This is a genomic window from Chryseobacterium phocaeense (genome assembly GCF_900169075.1).
Taxonomy (GTDB): domain Bacteria; phylum Bacteroidota; class Bacteroidia; order Flavobacteriales; family Weeksellaceae; genus Chryseobacterium; species Chryseobacterium phocaeense.
This window is the reverse complement of the sequence record NZ_LT827015.1, coordinates 1,120,383-1,137,095: the sequence shown is the minus strand read 5'-3', so window position 1 is coordinate 1,137,095 and position 16,713 is coordinate 1,120,383. Positions and strand designations below refer to the sequence as shown.

Annotated in this window: 15 protein-coding genes and 1 tRNA gene; 7 read left to right on the top strand and 9 right to left on the bottom strand. The window is 38.3% G+C overall.

Annotated elements, in window-relative coordinates; translation table 11 throughout:
• Positions 1-367 precede the first annotated feature (367 nt).
• The 4 genes from B7E04_RS11775 to B7E04_RS11760 all read right to left on the bottom strand — a co-directional run bounded on the left by B7E04_RS11775 (position 368) and on the right by B7E04_RS11760 (position 2,650).
• Entirely contained in the window at positions 368-979 is a 612-nt protein-coding gene (locus B7E04_RS11775) for a DUF6134 family protein (protein ID WP_080778834.1), read from the bottom strand.
• A gap of 303 nt (positions 980-1,282) precedes the next feature.
• A tRNA-Ser gene (locus B7E04_RS11770) sits at positions 1,283-1,367 on the bottom strand.
• A 141-nt stretch (positions 1,368-1,508) separates the two neighbouring features.
• Positions 1,509-1,721: a hypothetical protein gene (locus B7E04_RS11765; RefSeq protein WP_062652387.1), complete on the bottom strand. Its 213-nt coding sequence runs from the start codon at positions 1,719-1,721 to the stop codon at positions 1,509-1,511.
• Between the two features lie 146 nt (positions 1,722-1,867).
• Complete coding sequence (locus tag B7E04_RS11760) at positions 1,868-2,650, bottom strand: DUF6602 domain-containing protein (protein WP_080778833.1); 783 nt, start codon at positions 2,648-2,650, stop codon at positions 1,868-1,870.
• A gap of 154 nt (positions 2,651-2,804) precedes the next feature.
• Between B7E04_RS11760 and B7E04_RS11755 the strand changes: the two genes are divergently transcribed.
• The gene (locus B7E04_RS11755; RefSeq protein WP_080778832.1) at positions 2,805-3,167 is read left to right on the top strand and encodes a helix-turn-helix domain-containing protein; all 363 of its coding nucleotides are present in this window, start codon (positions 2,805-2,807) and stop codon (positions 3,165-3,167) included.
• 176 nt (positions 3,168-3,343) lie between these two features.
• Here the strand turns inward: B7E04_RS11755 and B7E04_RS11750 are convergent, their stop codons facing one another.
• The 3 genes from B7E04_RS11750 to holA form a co-directional block, all read right to left on the bottom strand.
• Entirely contained in the window at positions 3,344-3,577 is a 234-nt protein-coding gene (locus B7E04_RS11750) for a hypothetical protein (RefSeq protein ID WP_139785387.1), read from the bottom strand.
• Positions 3,578-4,007: 430 nt separating this feature from the next.
• Entirely contained in the window at positions 4,008-4,949 is a 942-nt protein-coding gene (trxB, locus tag B7E04_RS11745) for a thioredoxin-disulfide reductase (RefSeq protein WP_080778830.1), read from the bottom strand.
• A gap of 215 nt (positions 4,950-5,164) precedes the next feature.
• Positions 5,165-6,202, bottom strand: coding sequence for a DNA polymerase III subunit delta (gene holA, locus B7E04_RS11740; protein WP_080778829.1), 1,038 nt, complete (start codon positions 6,200-6,202; stop codon positions 5,165-5,167).
• Between the two features lie 7 nt (positions 6,203-6,209).
• Here holA and B7E04_RS11735 point away from each other — a divergent pair, with 7 nt between their 5' ends.
• The 6 genes from B7E04_RS11735 to B7E04_RS22170 all read left to right on the top strand — a co-directional run bounded on the left by B7E04_RS11735 (position 6,210) and on the right by B7E04_RS22170 (position 11,480).
• Positions 6,210-6,641 carry a type I restriction enzyme HsdR N-terminal domain-containing protein gene (locus tag B7E04_RS11735; RefSeq protein ID WP_080778828.1) on the top strand — a complete coding sequence of 144 codons (432 nt, stop codon included), beginning with the start codon at positions 6,210-6,212 and terminating at the stop codon, positions 6,639-6,641.
• 380 nt (positions 6,642-7,021) lie between these two features.
• Positions 7,022-7,636 (top strand): HAD family hydrolase, encoded by a 615-nt coding sequence (locus B7E04_RS11730; RefSeq protein WP_080778827.1) that lies wholly within the window; start codon positions 7,022-7,024, stop codon positions 7,634-7,636.
• Positions 7,637-7,863: 227 nt separating this feature from the next.
• Positions 7,864-8,583 carry an outer membrane beta-barrel protein gene (locus B7E04_RS11725; RefSeq protein WP_080778826.1) on the top strand — a complete coding sequence of 240 codons (720 nt, stop codon included), beginning with the start codon at positions 7,864-7,866 and terminating at the stop codon, positions 8,581-8,583.
• A gap of 16 nt (positions 8,584-8,599) precedes the next feature.
• Positions 8,600-10,261 carry a S41 family peptidase gene (locus tag B7E04_RS11720; protein WP_080778825.1) on the top strand — a complete coding sequence of 554 codons (1,662 nt, stop codon included), beginning with the start codon at positions 8,600-8,602 and terminating at the stop codon, positions 10,259-10,261.
• Positions 10,262-10,614: 353 nt separating this feature from the next.
• Positions 10,615-11,358: a dienelactone hydrolase family protein gene (locus tag B7E04_RS11715; protein ID WP_080778824.1), complete on the top strand. Its 744-nt coding sequence runs from the start codon at positions 10,615-10,617 to the stop codon at positions 11,356-11,358.
• A complete protein-coding gene (locus B7E04_RS22170) occupies positions 11,316-11,480 on the top strand; it encodes a hypothetical protein (protein ID WP_165439417.1) in 165 nt (54 codons plus the stop codon). The genes B7E04_RS11715 and B7E04_RS22170 overlap by 43 nt, the downstream gene beginning before the upstream one ends.
• Before the next feature lie 139 nt (positions 11,481-11,619).
• Here B7E04_RS22170 and B7E04_RS11710 read toward each other — a convergent pair whose 3' ends face one another.
• Positions 11,620-13,821 carry a TonB-dependent receptor gene (locus B7E04_RS11710; protein WP_080778823.1) on the bottom strand — a complete coding sequence of 734 codons (2,202 nt, stop codon included), beginning with the start codon at positions 13,819-13,821 and terminating at the stop codon, positions 11,620-11,622.
• A 70-nt stretch (positions 13,822-13,891) separates the two neighbouring features.
• Positions 13,892-16,708 (bottom strand): T9SS type A sorting domain-containing protein, encoded by a 2,817-nt coding sequence (locus B7E04_RS11705; RefSeq protein WP_080778822.1) that lies wholly within the window; start codon positions 16,706-16,708, stop codon positions 13,892-13,894.
• Positions 16,709-16,713 lie beyond the last annotated feature (5 nt).

Sequence of the window (16,713 nt, the reverse complement as noted above, 5' to 3'; positions counted from 1 at the left end):
TAAGTTTTCGGTAGTTTGGTTTTGAAATTTATCACATAATAAAATCACGGACAAATGAATTAGATATTATCTGAAAAATTGTCGTAATTCTACGACAAACCAATGGAAAAACCCCATATATCAGTCCGTAAAAACAACATATGGGATGTGGAACCTGCTCAGGTATATTCTCAATAATTTTCTGAGAAAAGCACGGATTAAGATGAATGCAGCAGTTCACAAATGCAAAAGTTCCATTAGAGTTTTAATGGAACTTTATGCTTTTATCTGAAAAAACTAAAAACGGCAACAATATTTCTGCCCTACTCTTTTTTTAAGTTTAAACTAAAACGAATTTTATCATAGCTATGGTACATATCAGCGGGTTTTATCTGCTTGTATTAAGGACAAATTTAAGGTTTGCGAAATCCGTGCTGGCTTCAACCAAAGTGCAGATTCCGCTGCTGTATGTGTATGTTGTGGTGTTTCCGTTCGGCAGACTGATCCTGTATTTTCTGGAATCAATCTTCTGAATAGGAATCATTTTTTGGAATTTCTCTGAAAAAACAGATTTTATATTTCCCGGCTCATTAAAATACAGACTTGCCGTGGAGCAAAAAATGGATTGTTTCAGAGAACCGTTGTCGCCATCCTTGTCCGAGAGATTGTAAGAATTTCCGTTCCAGGTAGCAGCATTATTCACTTTTAGCTTTCCGTTCATTGTCCTGTAAAGTTTAGCCTGGCGGAGGATATTCTGTTTAAAAATGACATCCATTTTGTCGTAGATTTCAATATTGTAGAGGATTTTAACTTTAGCCCGGGATTCAAAAAGATATTGGGTAACATCGTCTTTCGAAGAGCGTTCCACACGGATATTACCAATGGTTTTATCATCCTTTATAATAGAATAATTGAGATATTCTTTGGTAATGGGTGTACTACTATTGGTATCGGGCTGAAAAAAACTGTTCAACATCGAAAAAATCAGAAGCGTTTTCATTGTATTTCTTTTTAATAAGTTCTCCTGCAAAATTAGACCTGTGAAGAGCCTGAAATGTTCCGCAGGATAAATATGAACCTATTTCACGAAAACCATTTAACTGACTGATAATAAAAACCTTAAATACAGATTCGCGTTCCAATTTATAAGATTGAACCGTATTTTTTGGAGGTTGGAGATATCAGATGGTAATATTTTGAGTGAGTTTTGAAGAGAAAAATTTTACAGTCAATCAGATGACAAATCATAGAAGCATTTAGAAATAAAAAATCCTTAAAATCATTGATTCTAAGGATTTTTTTGCGGAGAGTGAGGGATTCGAACCCCCGGACCTGTTACAGTCAACAGTTTTCAAGACTGCCGCAATCGACCACTCTGCCAACTCTCCTGAATAACGGCTATACCGTCGTTTTCAGTGGTGCAAATATAAAACGATTTTACAGTTCTGCAAAACTTTCATAGAAGAAATTTTAACAAAGCTTAATAATAGACTTAAAATCAGGGGAATTATTTTCCCCACACGTTCCGGCTATTCCCTGTCTACTATAGCAATGAAGCTGTTTTTTAAAAGATCTGCCGGATATACGAACTGATCTCCGTCTTCTCCCTTCACCACAATGGCGCCCTGCTCGTCATTCAGGCATTTGTCCAGCTGGGTTTTCATTTCATTGAGTTTTCCATTTTGGATTTCAATGGTGTAGGTTCCGGTAACGTGAGTGATTTTTATGATTTTTTGTTCCATGATTTTTGATTGAAGCTAAATTTAAGAAATTTGTTTTAGTATAGCTGAATAACTAATCAACTGCTACCTTGGAATTTTCGGTTATGCAGTATGAGTTTTAGTGGTAATATGTTAATTTCGAAAGCTTAAACTTTTGGCATTTAATTTTATAAACAAATAGTTCGATTTCTTTTTGTTTCTTTACTTCCTTCAATTGGAAAGTCCATAAAATATCTATCCGAGAGATCAGTATTAGTAGTCATATGAATAAGATTAGAAATAAAATATGCATGAGACAATTCCTCTAAACCATAAATATTATAAAAATTTGATCTACAATCGGCATTAATAGGAGGATCTAAATCCTCGCCATTCACCCAATGTCTAATAAAAATATTTCCTCCTAATGAAAAATGATTAATAACCCCTCTTGACAACCTTACTGATTCATCAATGATTGAAGAATTAATAGGACCTTTATAGTCAAATGAAATTAAGCCTCTAAAAATCCTATTATTGTCTGTCCTCGCAAGATTGGGAAATCTTACAATTGAGCTATTATAATTTTCAACTATCTTTAATAAGCCTCTTTTATCAGTACGACTTGATAATATGTTTGACTTCACTTCAATAATTGCTCTAACACAACTTTGTGTCACAATTACAAAATCTCCTTCTTTAAGGATTGGTGGTTGATCATTATCGTATACCAAAATGTCAATTTGCTTTGATACTATACTTTCAGTCGGAGTGGTGTAATTTAAGATAAAACCAGTTCCAACAGATAAGTTAAGGGGCAACTTACTTTTTAGTATTGATTTTAGTTTCTCTTCTTTATAGCGGCCATCTTCTCCCCAATTAGCATCCGCAATTAAGTTTCTTACCCTATTTTTGAATGTATCAAGTTCATTATTTATTGACCTCTGATACTCTAGTGTATTAATATTCATAAGTTTTACAAAATTACTTATTATCAAATGTAAGAATTTATTTTCCGCAGTAATTACTTGTTACATATATTCTAAAAGAAATCATTTCTTTATATAATAAGTGTACACAAGCTGTATACATTTTTTCTATATTTGTAAAAACACGCCCCACCCTATGGAAAAGCTAAGAACTTTAAGAAAACAAAGAGGCTATACGCAGGAGTATATGTCTAATATTATCGCTACTGATGTATCAAACTACAGCCGTAAAGAAAGCGGTGATGTGAGAATTTTTGATGATGAGTGGGAAAAGCTGGCCAAAGCTTTAGACGTTAAGGTAGAAGATATTAAAGAAGAGAGAAAAACGGGCAATACAGTCAATTTTAATGATTCATCAACCAATTCAGGGCCGTTTATGAATACTCATTACAACATCCCTGATTATATCTTAGAAAACCAGCAGGAATATATTGCCCTGCTCAAACAGCAGATAGACGATCTGAAAAAGGAAAACGAGAAACTGAAATCCCGTAAATAAGGCTATAAAACAAATTATTATAATACAACTAACTGCTTCCCACCGAAGCAGTTTTTGCTTTTTATAGTCCCAAAAGTCCCTGTGCCCGGTCCCGCAGTGCCCGCAGCTATTTTCACAAGTGTCCGCAGGTGGTTCCAAACCTCCCATACCCCCTTAGGCAAGGGGGTAAAACCACTTCAATAAGTAGGTACAGCCGGTTCCAAACCGGGTGCAGACAGTTCATGAACTACCCAACGGGTATTTGAAACTACCCAAAACCACTTCAGCAAGTGGCCGGCACTAGTTTTAAACCAGCCGGAGGAATTTCCGGACCACCTGTAGATGCTTTGGGAAACAGCTAAGGGTGCTCCGTAACATCCCGGAGACATTTTATCAACCTCCGAAATCTGTACAGAACCCACGGATGCCACAGATTTTCACAGATGAGTGCGTTTATTTATTTTACCACAAAAGTCACAAAAGTTTAATGCATGGAACACATAAGCAGAAAATCAAAGATTTTCATTGAAACTTAGGTGTACTTTTTATGCGCAAGGTATTTAACTTTAAAATAACTAAAGTGTCCAAAAAACTTTTGTGACTTTTGTGGTTAAAATTCTGCAGCATGTAAAGAGAAAAATCTTTGATTTTGTAAAAGCTTAAGTGTACTTTTATGCGCAAGGTATTTAACTTAAAAATAACTAAAGTGTTTCAAAAAAACTTTTACATCTTTTGTGGTTTAAAATTCCAAATTGTGTAAAGAGATTTCTTCGTCGCTTCGCCCCTCGCAATGACAAATGGGTTACCGTAAAATAAAAAAGCGCACCCAAGGGTACGCTCTGTATGATAAACTGCCGGATCTTAATGTAATTCAGCAAGGTATTTCTCTGCATCCATAGCCGCCATACAACCGCTTCCTGCCGCTGTAATCGCCTGTCTGTAGATATGATCCTGAACATCTCCTGCCGCAAATACGCCCGGAAGATTGGTTCTGGTAGATCCTTTTTCCGTAACGATGTATCCGTTTTCGTCAAGGTCAATTTGCCCTGCGAAGATATCTGTATTTGGTTTGTGGCCGATGGCGATGAAGATCCCTTCCACGTCAACGGTAGATTTTTCCTGAGTCTGATTGTTGATGATCAAAGCTCTTTCCACAAGGCTGTTCTCTCCTTCAATACCGATCAGCTCATGATTGAACTTCACTTCAATATTCGGGGTGTTTTCTACTCTGTGGATCATGGCTTTGGACGCTCTGAAGACGTCTTTTCTTACCAGCATAGTTACCTTTTTGGTAAGCTTGGCAAGATAAGTAGCTTCTTCTGCTGCCGTATCTCCTGCTCCTACTACCACTACGTCTTTTCCTCTGTAGAAGAAACCATCGCAGGTAGCACATGCGGAAACACCGCCGCCTGCATATTTTTTCTCGTCATCCAGGCCCAGATATTTGGCTGTAGCTCCGGTGGAGATAATTACGGTTTTGGCCAGGATTTCTTTATTTCCTGCGTATAATTTGTGAACACCGCCGTTTTCTTTGGAGAACTCGGCTTTGGTGATCATTTCGTAATGAACTTTAGTATCGAATCTTTCCGCCTGCTTCTGCAGATCCATCATCATTTCAGGCCCTGTAATCCCTGCCGGATATCCCGGAAAGTTGTCTACTTCCGTAGTTGTTGTTAATTGTCCGCCCGGTTCCAAACCTGTATACAGTTCAGGTTTTAAATCTGCTCTTGCCGCATAAATTGCTGCTGTGAAACCAGAAGGTCCGGATCCAACGATCACACAATCTAAAATGTTTTGCTCCATAAATTTACTTGTTCAAAGAATTTTTATTCAGTCCGCTAATTTCGTAATTTTTACTGTTTTATTAAAGTATTTTTAATGATACTTGTCAATATGAAATATGTGGATTGTCGATGAATGAGTGATGAAGTTGGGGTGCAAGCTGCAGGCCCCGCATTAAGAGGTCTGATATGATTTCTTTACTGAAAACCCTCACACTCTAATACTCTCCCACTCAATCACACTTTCATTTTAATCTTATCTACATTGATGATCTTGTACACCATCTCCTTGATCAACTCCGCCTCACCCATATTCACAGCTCCAAGACCTTTTCCTTTCATATCAAATTCCCTCAGAATAGAAATGACCCTTGTGGCATGTTTTAACGGATAAAGCCTTGCACTTTCCGCATAGTCCTTGATGAAATAAGGATTCACACCCATTTGCGAAGCAATCACCTGTGGCGGCTGCCCGGCCATGGTCTGGTAGATGATGACATTGGAAAAGTAGCTGTAAAGATTGGCCAGCATCATCACAAAAGGATTGTTCTTCGGGTTTTTACCCATAAAATGGGCAATCTTAAATGCTGCATTGGCATTTTTCGTTCCCAAAGCCTTCTGAAGCTCGAACACATTGTATTCTTTACTGATTCCGATATGGTTTTCTACAATTGTTCCATCCAGTACTTCCCCTTCTTTAAGGATAATCTTCAGTTTATTCAGTTCGTTGGCGATCCTTGAAAGGTCGTTTCCAAGGTATTCTGCGAGAAGGTGTGAAATATTAGGAGCTGTTTTGATCTTCAGCTGTGCACATTCATCTGCGATCCATTTGGGAAGGTTGGTATCTCTTACGGATTCGCTCAGGAATAGGGCTTTGGCTTTGTCTAATGCTTTGGTGGCTTTTTTCCTGCTGTCCAGTTTTTTATGTTTGTGGGCGAAAACCAGCACGGTAGAGGGAACCGGATTGTCTACATAGGTTTCCAGAACACGGTTTTCCTCTTCATTGAATTTCAGATCCTGGGCTTCCTTTACGATGATCACCTGCTTGTCTCCCATCATCGGGAACTGCCTGGCCAGGGAAAGGATCTCCTGATAGGAAGTATCTTTTCCGTACACCACGGTTTGGTTAAAAGCCTTTTCATCTTCCTCCAGAAAGTCGTGTTCAAGGGCTTTTACAGCCGCATCAATAAAGTAAGGTTCTTCTCCGTGAAAAAAATAAATAGGTAAAACTTCTTTATTTTTAATATTTTTGAGGATTAAATCTAATTCTTTCATCTTATAAATGGAACTTCCAAAACTGAATTTTCAGGAAACTTTTGATTTTAAATTCAAGAAAGACAAAGATAAGTTTTTTATTTATGACTTAGTCCGCAAAACTTACCTTCTCCTTACCCCCGAAGAATGGGTGAGGCAGCATTGGGTACACTATTATCTGACCGTAAAAGCCTACTCTCCCTCTGCCCTTATTACTGAAAGAAAGATCCTCCTGAACGGCCTTACCAAAAGAATAGACCTTCTGGTGACGGAGAAAACAGAGCCCATTATCCTGATTGAATGCAAGGCACCACAAATTAAGCTGACAGAGAAAACGTTTGAACAGACGGCAAGGTATAATTCCATCATCGGGGCTAAGGAAATTATCCTTACAAATGGGCTGCAGCACATTAATGCCTATTATGAAAATGAGCAGTATCTTTTTTATAAACCTGAATAGTTTTTTAACCACAAAAGATGCAAAAGTTTTTTGAAACACTTTAGTTATTTTAAAGCTAAATACATTGTATATAAAGTACACCTAAGCTTTGGAAAAAATCAAAGATTTTTATTCGGGGAAATTTTGAACCATTAAGGGTTTAAGGTTTTAAGAATATTAAGGTGAGCTTTGCTTTATGTTTTGGCTGAAGCCAGATTGATTTTTATTTTTGTTAAAACTATTGAATATAACAGGGTTTAATGATAAAAAGATCTGCATCATCTGAAAAATCTGCGAGATTGATTCTCTCAAGAACAGAGATTAATAAATTGAAAACTTTTATGGCTTCAGAGCCTGGCACAAAAGAAAAATAATAAATTTACACAAGTTTAAAAAGACACATGAAAATTAAAAATATCATCTTCGATTTTGGCGGCGTATTAATGGATTGGGACCCGAGGTATTTTTTCAAAGATTATTTCAATGACGATGAAAAAATGGAGTACTTCCTGGAACATATTGCCCAATCTGAATGGAACGAAGAGCAGGACCGCGGCAGAAGTCTGGCAGAGGGCACCGAAATCCAGGTGAAAAAATTCCCGGAATGGGAAAAGGAACTCAGAGCTTATTATGATAACTGGACCGTGATGCTGAAAAGTGATATTCCTCAAAATGTGGATATTTTAAGGCGTCTGGAAAAAACAGAGTATCAGTTGTTCGGACTGACCAACTGGTCTGAGGAGACTTTCCCCTACGCATTGGAAAATTATGATTTCTTCAGGATTTTTAACGGGAAAATTGTAGTTTCCGGGACGGAAAAGCTGATTAAACCGGACCCTAAAATCTGGCACGTTCTTCTTGAAAGATACAATTTACTGGCAGATGAATCTGTATTTATTGATGACAATCCCAGAAATATTGAAATGGCGCGTTCTTTAGGTTTTACTACCATTAAAATCAACCCGGATACCAATCTGGAACAGGAACTCAGTGATTTGGGCATAAAAATTCATTAAATTTTTCATTTAAATATTATTCTACAAATACCTAACTGCTGATTGAGATTTTTTTTCAAAATGTATTTCCATTTTTAAATATTACAACAAATTATAAAATTTAATAAAAAAAATCCAACAAAAATCATATAAATAAAATAATTTCAACCTATTAACCATAATTTTCTTATAAATTCATAAGTATTTTTCATTATTTTCGTCTCTGACAAAATTTTAAAATTCATCTTATGAAAAACAAATTATGCCGGACCGGCAGTCTGTTACTTTTCCTGCTCAGCACCTGTATTTTTGCGCAAAAGCATCACTTTAATGTAGGTATTGATGGGGGCTATACCTCCAGCATCCTGCATGCAGACCTTTCCAATCTTGTGGACTCAAAATATACCACCCGTCCCGGTTTCGGGGTCAATTTATCCGGAGAATATATGGTATGGAAAACATTTTTTGTTTCTACCGGCATTGGCCTTCAGCAGAAAAACTATCAGTTTGAAAGAACCGGAAGCCGCACAGGATGGTATACCCGGCACACCAATAACTTTCTGAACATTCCTTTGACCGTGGGGGCCTATATTTTAAACAATCCATATGAAACTACAGGAGTATGGCTTAAAGTGGAAGGTGGAATGTACTCCGATTACTGGCTCAGCATGAAAAGGAAAGGCAGATATCCTGTATTTGGCGAGCTTCAGGAAAACGGGACATTCAACTACACGGAAGTACAGGATACCTATGACTTTGAGAAAAATGAAAACCAGCTTAACCGATGGATGTACGGCCTTACCGGAAAAGCGCAGGTGGGTTATTCTTTTAAGAAATTCAATGTGTATGGCTCATACTCCTATCAGCATGGGCTTTCGGACATTAATAAAGATAATGAAGATAAAAATCAAAAAGCAACCATCCGATCATATATGATATCTGTGGGAGCTTCTTATAAATTCAATTAATCCTAAATCAATACATATGAAAAAGAAATTAATCACCTTAGGCTTAATGCTTTTTTTAGCTTCAGGAACATTTAACTCATGTCTTGAAGAAAGTGAATCCATTACTGAAGCCAACCGATATACAAGCAGTGACGTAAGATCCTACGCAGATCTTTTCGAAATCTTCTGGAAGGTTATGGATCAGCGCTATAATTACTTTTATGAGCAGAAAAGAAACGATGGCATGGACTGGAACACCGTTTACAAAGTCTATTATCCGAAGTTTGAAGCCCTGAAATCTTACACCCCAAATTCCGGTGCCACCGATGCGGATTACCAGGCTGATGCCGAAAAAGCACGGCAATATTTCACAGAAATCGTAGATCCTATTATTGACCGCCATTTTAATGTAAAAATAAAAATGCCCTACACAAAAGCGGGAATTTCCATTACCTATACATTTTATGGAGGCATGAAAACCAAGGGCCCGAACACATATCCTTTTGACAGTAAATATGGCTATATGAAGGACAGGCTTGAGGATGGAGCTCTTTTAAGCAACAATTTTCTGCTTGCAGGAAATTTAAAAGCGAATCCCGGCGTCTATTATTTCAGCTTTAAAAGTTTCGGACTGTCTTCTGCTATGAAAATTAACCTTCTGGACAAATACCTTAGCCCTGATCCCGGTAATAACCTGGTTCTTACCCCGGCAGCTATTGAAAGCAGCGCTGAACTGAACGCTATCGCCAATGTAACGACAAGAAACCAGGTAAGAGATTTTACGGTTAATATTTTAAACCAGTGGAACTCTTTTCCAAATTCTATTGATATCAAATCATTTAATGAACAAATCAAGAATTTTAAAGGAACTGAAGTATTATCAGACCAGTTTTTAACTCTGACGCAGCAAACGTTAACCCAGTCCAATAACCTTGTAAAATATAACCTTTCCTCAACATATACCCCTGTATTAACGAATGAAACCCTTCCTTATATCCAGTGGTTTATGCAAAAAATGGATGAGCATGCAAAATACGGATATAACCTGCCCCAGTTTCAGACGGCAGCCAACAGCATTTTATCAAGAGCGCCATTTTATAAAAAGTTCTTAAATCCTCTTCGTAACGGAGATATTAAAAAGATCATTATCGATTTAAGAAGCAATGGCGGCGGAGCGGTAGTGGATGCACGCTTTTTCTCGGACCGTTTTATTACCAAAAATGCAATAGCCTATTATCAGAGAACCAAGGAAGGAAACGGACAGTACAATTATACCCCATGGGTTCCTGTGCAGACCAAACCTCACCTGTTCGGAATTCCTAAAAATATTCCGACTGTTATCTTAACGGATAAAGGCAGCGCCAGTATGTCTGAAATGACCACTTTAATGCTGAAAAGCCAGGGAGCCCATGTGATCTCAATGGGAGATTACAGCGCGGGCGCCACGGCAGGACTCGGCGGGCCTGATGATTTCAACGGCGGCACCAGAGATCTGGTGGCCGGCGGTATTCTTGAGTTCTATATGCCGTTAATGGCCGCAAAAGATGCCAACGGAAATGTGATTGAAGGAATCGGTATACAACCTGACATCTATCTGACTCCGCCTACGGATGCAGAATTACAGCAAATGAAAAACAGCCCTACTACATTCGTGGACCGGGTGATCGACGAAGCATTAAAATATCTTGCAACAAAATAAAGATACTTGTATAATTCAGGATACTTGATCCTGATCAGGTAAGGAAGTCAGAGGCTGGAAGAGGGAAGTTATTCAGGTTGTAAAACTTATACCAGACCCCTTGTTATCTTCTTGTTATCTTCTCAGTAGATTTGATCAGTTATTTTGATAATTACTGTGAGAAGTAATCGGTATAATAGTAACTCCTATCCTCCAGCTTCCTGCTTCCATCCTGTTGATCTTAATAAATTCCCCATCTAATTTATTTTCAGTAATTTAGTTGGGGATTTTTATTGATCCTGTGCAAGCCTTACGAAAACATGTTATTAATTTTTGGCCGCAAAACCCTTTAATGACCTACAAAATAACAAAATATGATACGTACCCTTTTATTAACCGCATGCCTTATAAGTACCGGAACAGTATTCGGACAAAAACTTAAAACCGTTGCCTATCAGGACGGCTCACAGAAACTGAATGGGATGGTCACGTCCAATGCAGGAAAAAAACTTCCGGGCGTCCTGATCCTTCCTGCCTGGAAAGGAATAGATGATGAGGCTAAAACAGCCGCCACAGAACTGGAAAAGCAAGGCTACATCGCCTTTATTGCAGATATTTACGGGGAAGGAAATATCCCGGCCGATAATGCTTCCGCCGGTAAAGCATCTGGATATTATAAGCAAAACTATGATGCCTACCAGAAACGCATCTCTTTAGCTTTGGAACAATTGAAGAAAAACGGGGCGATCGCTGATAAAATTGCTGTCATCGGTTACTGTTTTGGAGGAACGGGCGCACTTGAATCCGCCAGAGGAAGCCTTCCTGTAGTGGGTGCTGTTTCTATTCACGGAAGTATCGGGAAGGATCAGACCAGAAAAAACGGACCTATAGCGACGAAAATCCTGGTTGAAAATCCCGCCGATGATAAAGGCGTTACTCCGGAAGATTACAATAACCTCATCAAAGAAATGAACGAAGGCAACGCCGACTGGCAGATCATTACTTACGCACATTCAAAACATACCTTTACAGACCCGAAATCCCCGGATTATAATGAAGTGATGGCAAAAAGAGCATGGAACCACACGCTGATGTTCCTGAAAGAGGTTTTGAAATAAGTGATGATGTGCTGATGTGGGAATTTGATGATGTGATGATTGGAATCGACAGATACTTAGAGTTAATTGGAATATGCTTCATGAACTTCTGTTCGCAGATTTTCTATCCGAACTCAGCATGAAAGATCTAAAATACGTTTGTTGGTAATATTTCGGTCATGCCGGGTGGATGCTAAGTTTACCCTGTATACAATTAAAAATCAAACATTTAAATGTTTGATTTTTTTTAATATTCGAAAAAAAGGGAAATTTACCAAAGTTTTAAAAATTATACTTTACATTAAATCCTGTAAAGAAATAAGCTTTGGCTGGACCTGGATTAACATCAGTATAAACAGCAGAATTGTTATACTGGTTATCCATATCAGTATCATTAATACTGTTTCCATAAAAAAGAAAAGTATAATTGATCTGATTGGTTAAATTATTCCCTATTACAAATAGATCTACATCAAATTTATTAAAGGTATGTTTGTAGCCAATTTTGGAGTTTAGCAGTCCAAAACTTTTCACCTTATTTGAATTGGCAAAATCTGTGTACACACTGCCCATAAAACTGTATGTATTCTGCCAATAAAGCCCTATTTTGGTATCGAAATCTATTCCTACCGACAGTTTTGTTTTTGGAACCCCTACTACATTTTTGTTATCATAAAGGTTTACGGCAGCAGGCATTGCATGCTCCTTCAGATAGGTGCTGAACCTGGAATACTTAAAATTGCTGTAGGTATAACTTATAAAAGGTTGTATTTTATCTATGAAGGAATTTTTAGGTGTATAGGTGTATCCCCCACTCATTTCAAGGCCTTTATTTTTCTGATCTCCTGTATTGGCCCAATAAGAATAAGGTGTCCGTTCCGGATTGTTCATTGTACCCCGCAATTGGGTCAGCTTGTCTTTAATATTAATATTGAACAATGAGAACTGATAATCTATAGAAGTGTTTCCTATCAATCCCTGAATGCTGAAATCCCACATTTTTGCCTTTTCTGCAATAAGATCATCATTGGTTGCATTAAGCCCCGTTGTAAAAGATGTAGCAGAAGTCGGTGCATTATATCCTTCACTGTAGCTGAGGTTAAAAATCTGATTTTTCCATGTCTTTTGTAATGCAAAATGAGGGGTTGCCACGGCCTTAAATTTTTTATCAAAAGACAGATCCTTATTATAAAAATTGGTGCCGTTTATTAAGAATAGTCCGGGAATAGCGAACAGATCTTTTCTGTTATAGCTGATCTGATTGATACTGACTCCTGCCAAAAACATCAGATCCCAAGGCTTATAAGTAATCTTTTCTACAGCAAAATAATTAGCCTGATCATTAACGTATTTAAAGTAGGAACCATCATATGCAGGTTTTAAGATCGGCGGATCCGTTATTTTTACACTTTTGAAACGATAATTGGTAATGGTAGAATGAGACTGTTGGATTTCAATTCCGAATTCCGTCTGGCTTTTGAAATACTCCCAGTCTTTTTTGAATACAAAAACAGACCTGAGACCATAATTGGAAGCGGAAGAAGTTTCATAAGCACCTGCTGCGATCCGGTCACCCGAAGTGCCGGTATAAAACACGGTAGTATGGTTACTGAAGTCTTCACTGATTTTCCAGATATGGCCCACTCCTGCCCTGGAAGTAATAAATTTGGTCTTTGCCCCTCTTCTGATGTACGCTAAATTTCCATTATCAATGCCGTTGTAATAATCTTCATAAGAGATCTGCCCGGACACCTGTTCCAGAGAATTCCCATGAGAAGCCAATACAGTGATGGTTTGATTCTGGTTCAGTTTAAATTCACCGTTAATATTGTAGAAGTTCTTAATGCTTTTTCCATGAGGACGGTATCCGTCACTGCCAATATGGGTGAAATTGGCCGTTAAAGCGTGATTCTTTCCGACACTGGAAGCCGAAGTAGAACTTTGAAACAGACCAAAAGATCCGGTATTGAATTGTTCGGAAACAGAAGTTCCTTCCTGGGTTTCCGGTTTTATATACAGCCTTACAGCACCTCCTGAACCGCCACCGTATAATGTTGCTGCAGGACCTTTTATGACATCTATATGGTTGATTAAACCGAAATTGACGTCATCAAGAACAGTTACTCCGTCTGCACCGGTAAGAGGAATGTTATTCAGATACATTTTGATCCCCCAGTTATTAAATTTCTGATCGTTTCCATAACCTCTCAATACAATTCTCTGACCGCCCAGCTGTGTTCTTTTTTCCACCTGCACACCTGCCATAGTACTAAGGCTCTGTTCGATAAATGCGGGATTGTTACGGTTGATTTCATATTCAGAAATGATTTCTGTAGACTGTGCGTGCTTTTTAAATTCTTCACGTTCTTTTATAACTTTTGCTCTTGCATGGATTTCTATTTCGTCAATATCTTTTTCATCCTCCTGAGCATTTACAAACCCAATCATTCCTAACGACAATACGAATATGTATTTTTTTTTCATCAATTATAAATATTAAAAACAACAAGATAAGACGGGCTTACCTTGCTGCTTTATTTTTAAAAAGTATTTATTATTTTCTTACAATCACAGCCGTGTGAATCATGGTTCCATTCTGAAGGGCCTTTAAAACATAATCTCCTTTCCCCAGAATCTCAATATTAAATTCTTCATCGGATTTTATATTCTTTTTTGTCATAACCAGTCTGCCGGAAGCATCATAAATTTCAATATCAACGGTTTTTCCATTTTCGAACTTTACGTGAATCGGTCCTCTCGTCGGATTAGGATATACCTGATTTTTCATAAGATTATTCTGGACATTGCTGGTAGACAAAGCCGGGTTGGTTACCTTGGTCGTGAAAGCCCCTCTTCCGTAAGTCACTGCTAAAATGGTTTTATCAGACGGACGGTAATCAAAATGATTAACTTTAAATTTTCCCAAGCCGTCAGAGTAGAGAGCCCAGGTAGGTGAAGAAGCCTGGAAATCAGAAGTACCCCATACTCCGTAATAAGTTCCCAGAATAACCTCATTATTGTCCAGAGGATTCATAAAAATAGCTTTTACGGGAATATCAGGAAGATTTCCCTCTTTGGAAACCCAGGTTGTTCCACCATCTGTACTGTAAAATACACTTGTTTTATTGAAATTGGAAACAGTGACCATGATCTCATTTTCAGAAGCTCCCAGTTTAATATCCGAAATATATCCTCCAAAATTATAATTGATAGTCGAAGTACTGTGCGTTGCATTAGCATTGGTCACCTTGTATAGCTTTCCTGAAGACAAACCAATGAAAAGGGTTGAGCTTGCAGTGGTATATGGAGAAACAAAAATATCGGTAACAAACTCACCTGCTGCCACCGTTGCAATAGTGATCTGGGATCTTACAAGGCTTAATGGTAAACTGGCAAGACCGCTTATTCTGTTTAATACAATAGACGTTGAGCTTGATGCATTGGCATTAGTATAGGCAATATCCAGATTCCTGTCTACAGCAAGGGGATTTATAAACTGACCCGCGTCTCTTTGAGCGGCAGTAGCCAGAAGATAATAGGATCCCTGTGAATTAAAAATAATATGATAATTATTTACATACGATGCAATATGATATCTATCCTGATCATCAAAAGCCGTATACGCCCCATCGCCACCATATACTTCCGAACTATTGTAGAAGTTATTGGCTAAAATAGCCCCTGAAAGCCTTTTCGTGCCGTTGTCCTGAGCACCGAGAATCATGTTTTCATTGGCAGATGAGGCCGAAGGGTTTAAAGTTCCGTGATAGAATTGCGTCACATTAAATCTTTTATTTCTCATTCCCACAGCAGTTGTACTGGCAAGATTATTTTTATCCGGGGCAAAGAAAATACCCCCATCATTTCCCATTACGAACTGGTTGGGATTTTTGGGATTAAAAACCAGTGCATGCTGGTCTGCATGTACTATCGAAATATTAGTAGAACCCAATACATTATTATTGGACCACTTGGTATACTGGGTCCACGTTGCGCCGCCATCTGTGCTTTTATAAGAATCTATTCCTCCTACATAAACGTGGTCATCATTAGCCGGATCGGTTTCAATGACCAGATCATAAAATGCCTGACCTCTCGTAAAATCATTATCCGGCTGGCCTGTGTCTACAGGATTGGGCAGAGTGATCCCTGATCCGGCAGTATTAGTGGAAATCCATGTAGTCCCACCGTCTGTTGTTTTAGCTATTCTAATAGGCTCCGAACTGGTTGCCCCCTGCATTAATGCATAAGCCTTTAAAGGATTGGTGCTGGAAACTTCTACCATAACCCTTGCACTATTGTTCCCCACATTATAAACGTTGTTAAAAGTGGCCCCATGATCGGTAGATTTAAAAATTCTTCCACCGGAAGTAGAATTGCTGAAGCTGCTTCGTCTTGTGGCAATCCATATGGAATTATCTGCCCCGACTTCAATATCTTGAATATCATATCCTCTGGTAGCGGTAGTAAGAAGACTGTTCACTAAGGTAAAATTTGTCCCGTCAGTAGATTTGTACAATCCGGCTTCATTTAGCCCTACGAATGTAGCGGCATCTCCAAAATAGGTTCCCGCAACGCCTGCATATACTTCAGAGACTCCATTATTATTGACCACTTTGATGGCAGGGATATTATAATTTCCCTTTTTTACTCCATTGGAAGCATATCCGCTCTCCGTATTGAATATATGCTGCCATGTAGCTCCACCATTAGTTGTTTTCCAGATGCCTAGACCACTGAAATCTCCCGTTTCTACCTCTCCGGTTCCAACATAAAAAATCTGGGGATTATTAGGATCCGACGTAATGCATGATACGGTGGTGTTAGACCAAAATGCGTCTACAAGAGTCCATTCAGAACTGGCATTGGTGATATCATTATTGTACCATAATCCTCCGGAAACACCGCCTGCCCACACTTTTTTACCAGTAGGATCATTAGGGTCAAACATGATGCCCCTTACTCTTCCTCCGGTATCATAAGGGCCTCTTTCTACCCAGAGATTGGTAATATTCTTGTTAGCCTGGCCATTGTTGGCACCATTGAATATTTTTAAGCCTTTACCAGCCCGGAATTTACCGTTTTCGACCTTTTTTTCAAGATCTATATAATTTTTATTGTGAACGGTTCCGGTTTCAGGATCCATTGTGGCAATGAAATCCTGCAAATAATATTCATCTGGTGGTTTTTGATTATGTTCCTTAGCGAACTGCACATTCTTTTGATATGCGTTGGTGATGTCCTGAATGTGTTTCAGGTATTTTTTGTTAATTTTTGATCCCTTACTTCCCGTGTTTTTTGGCACTTCCTGTGCATTTAAATACAATGAGGCTATAGTGAACCCTATTCCGAAAATTAATTTTACATTCATATACT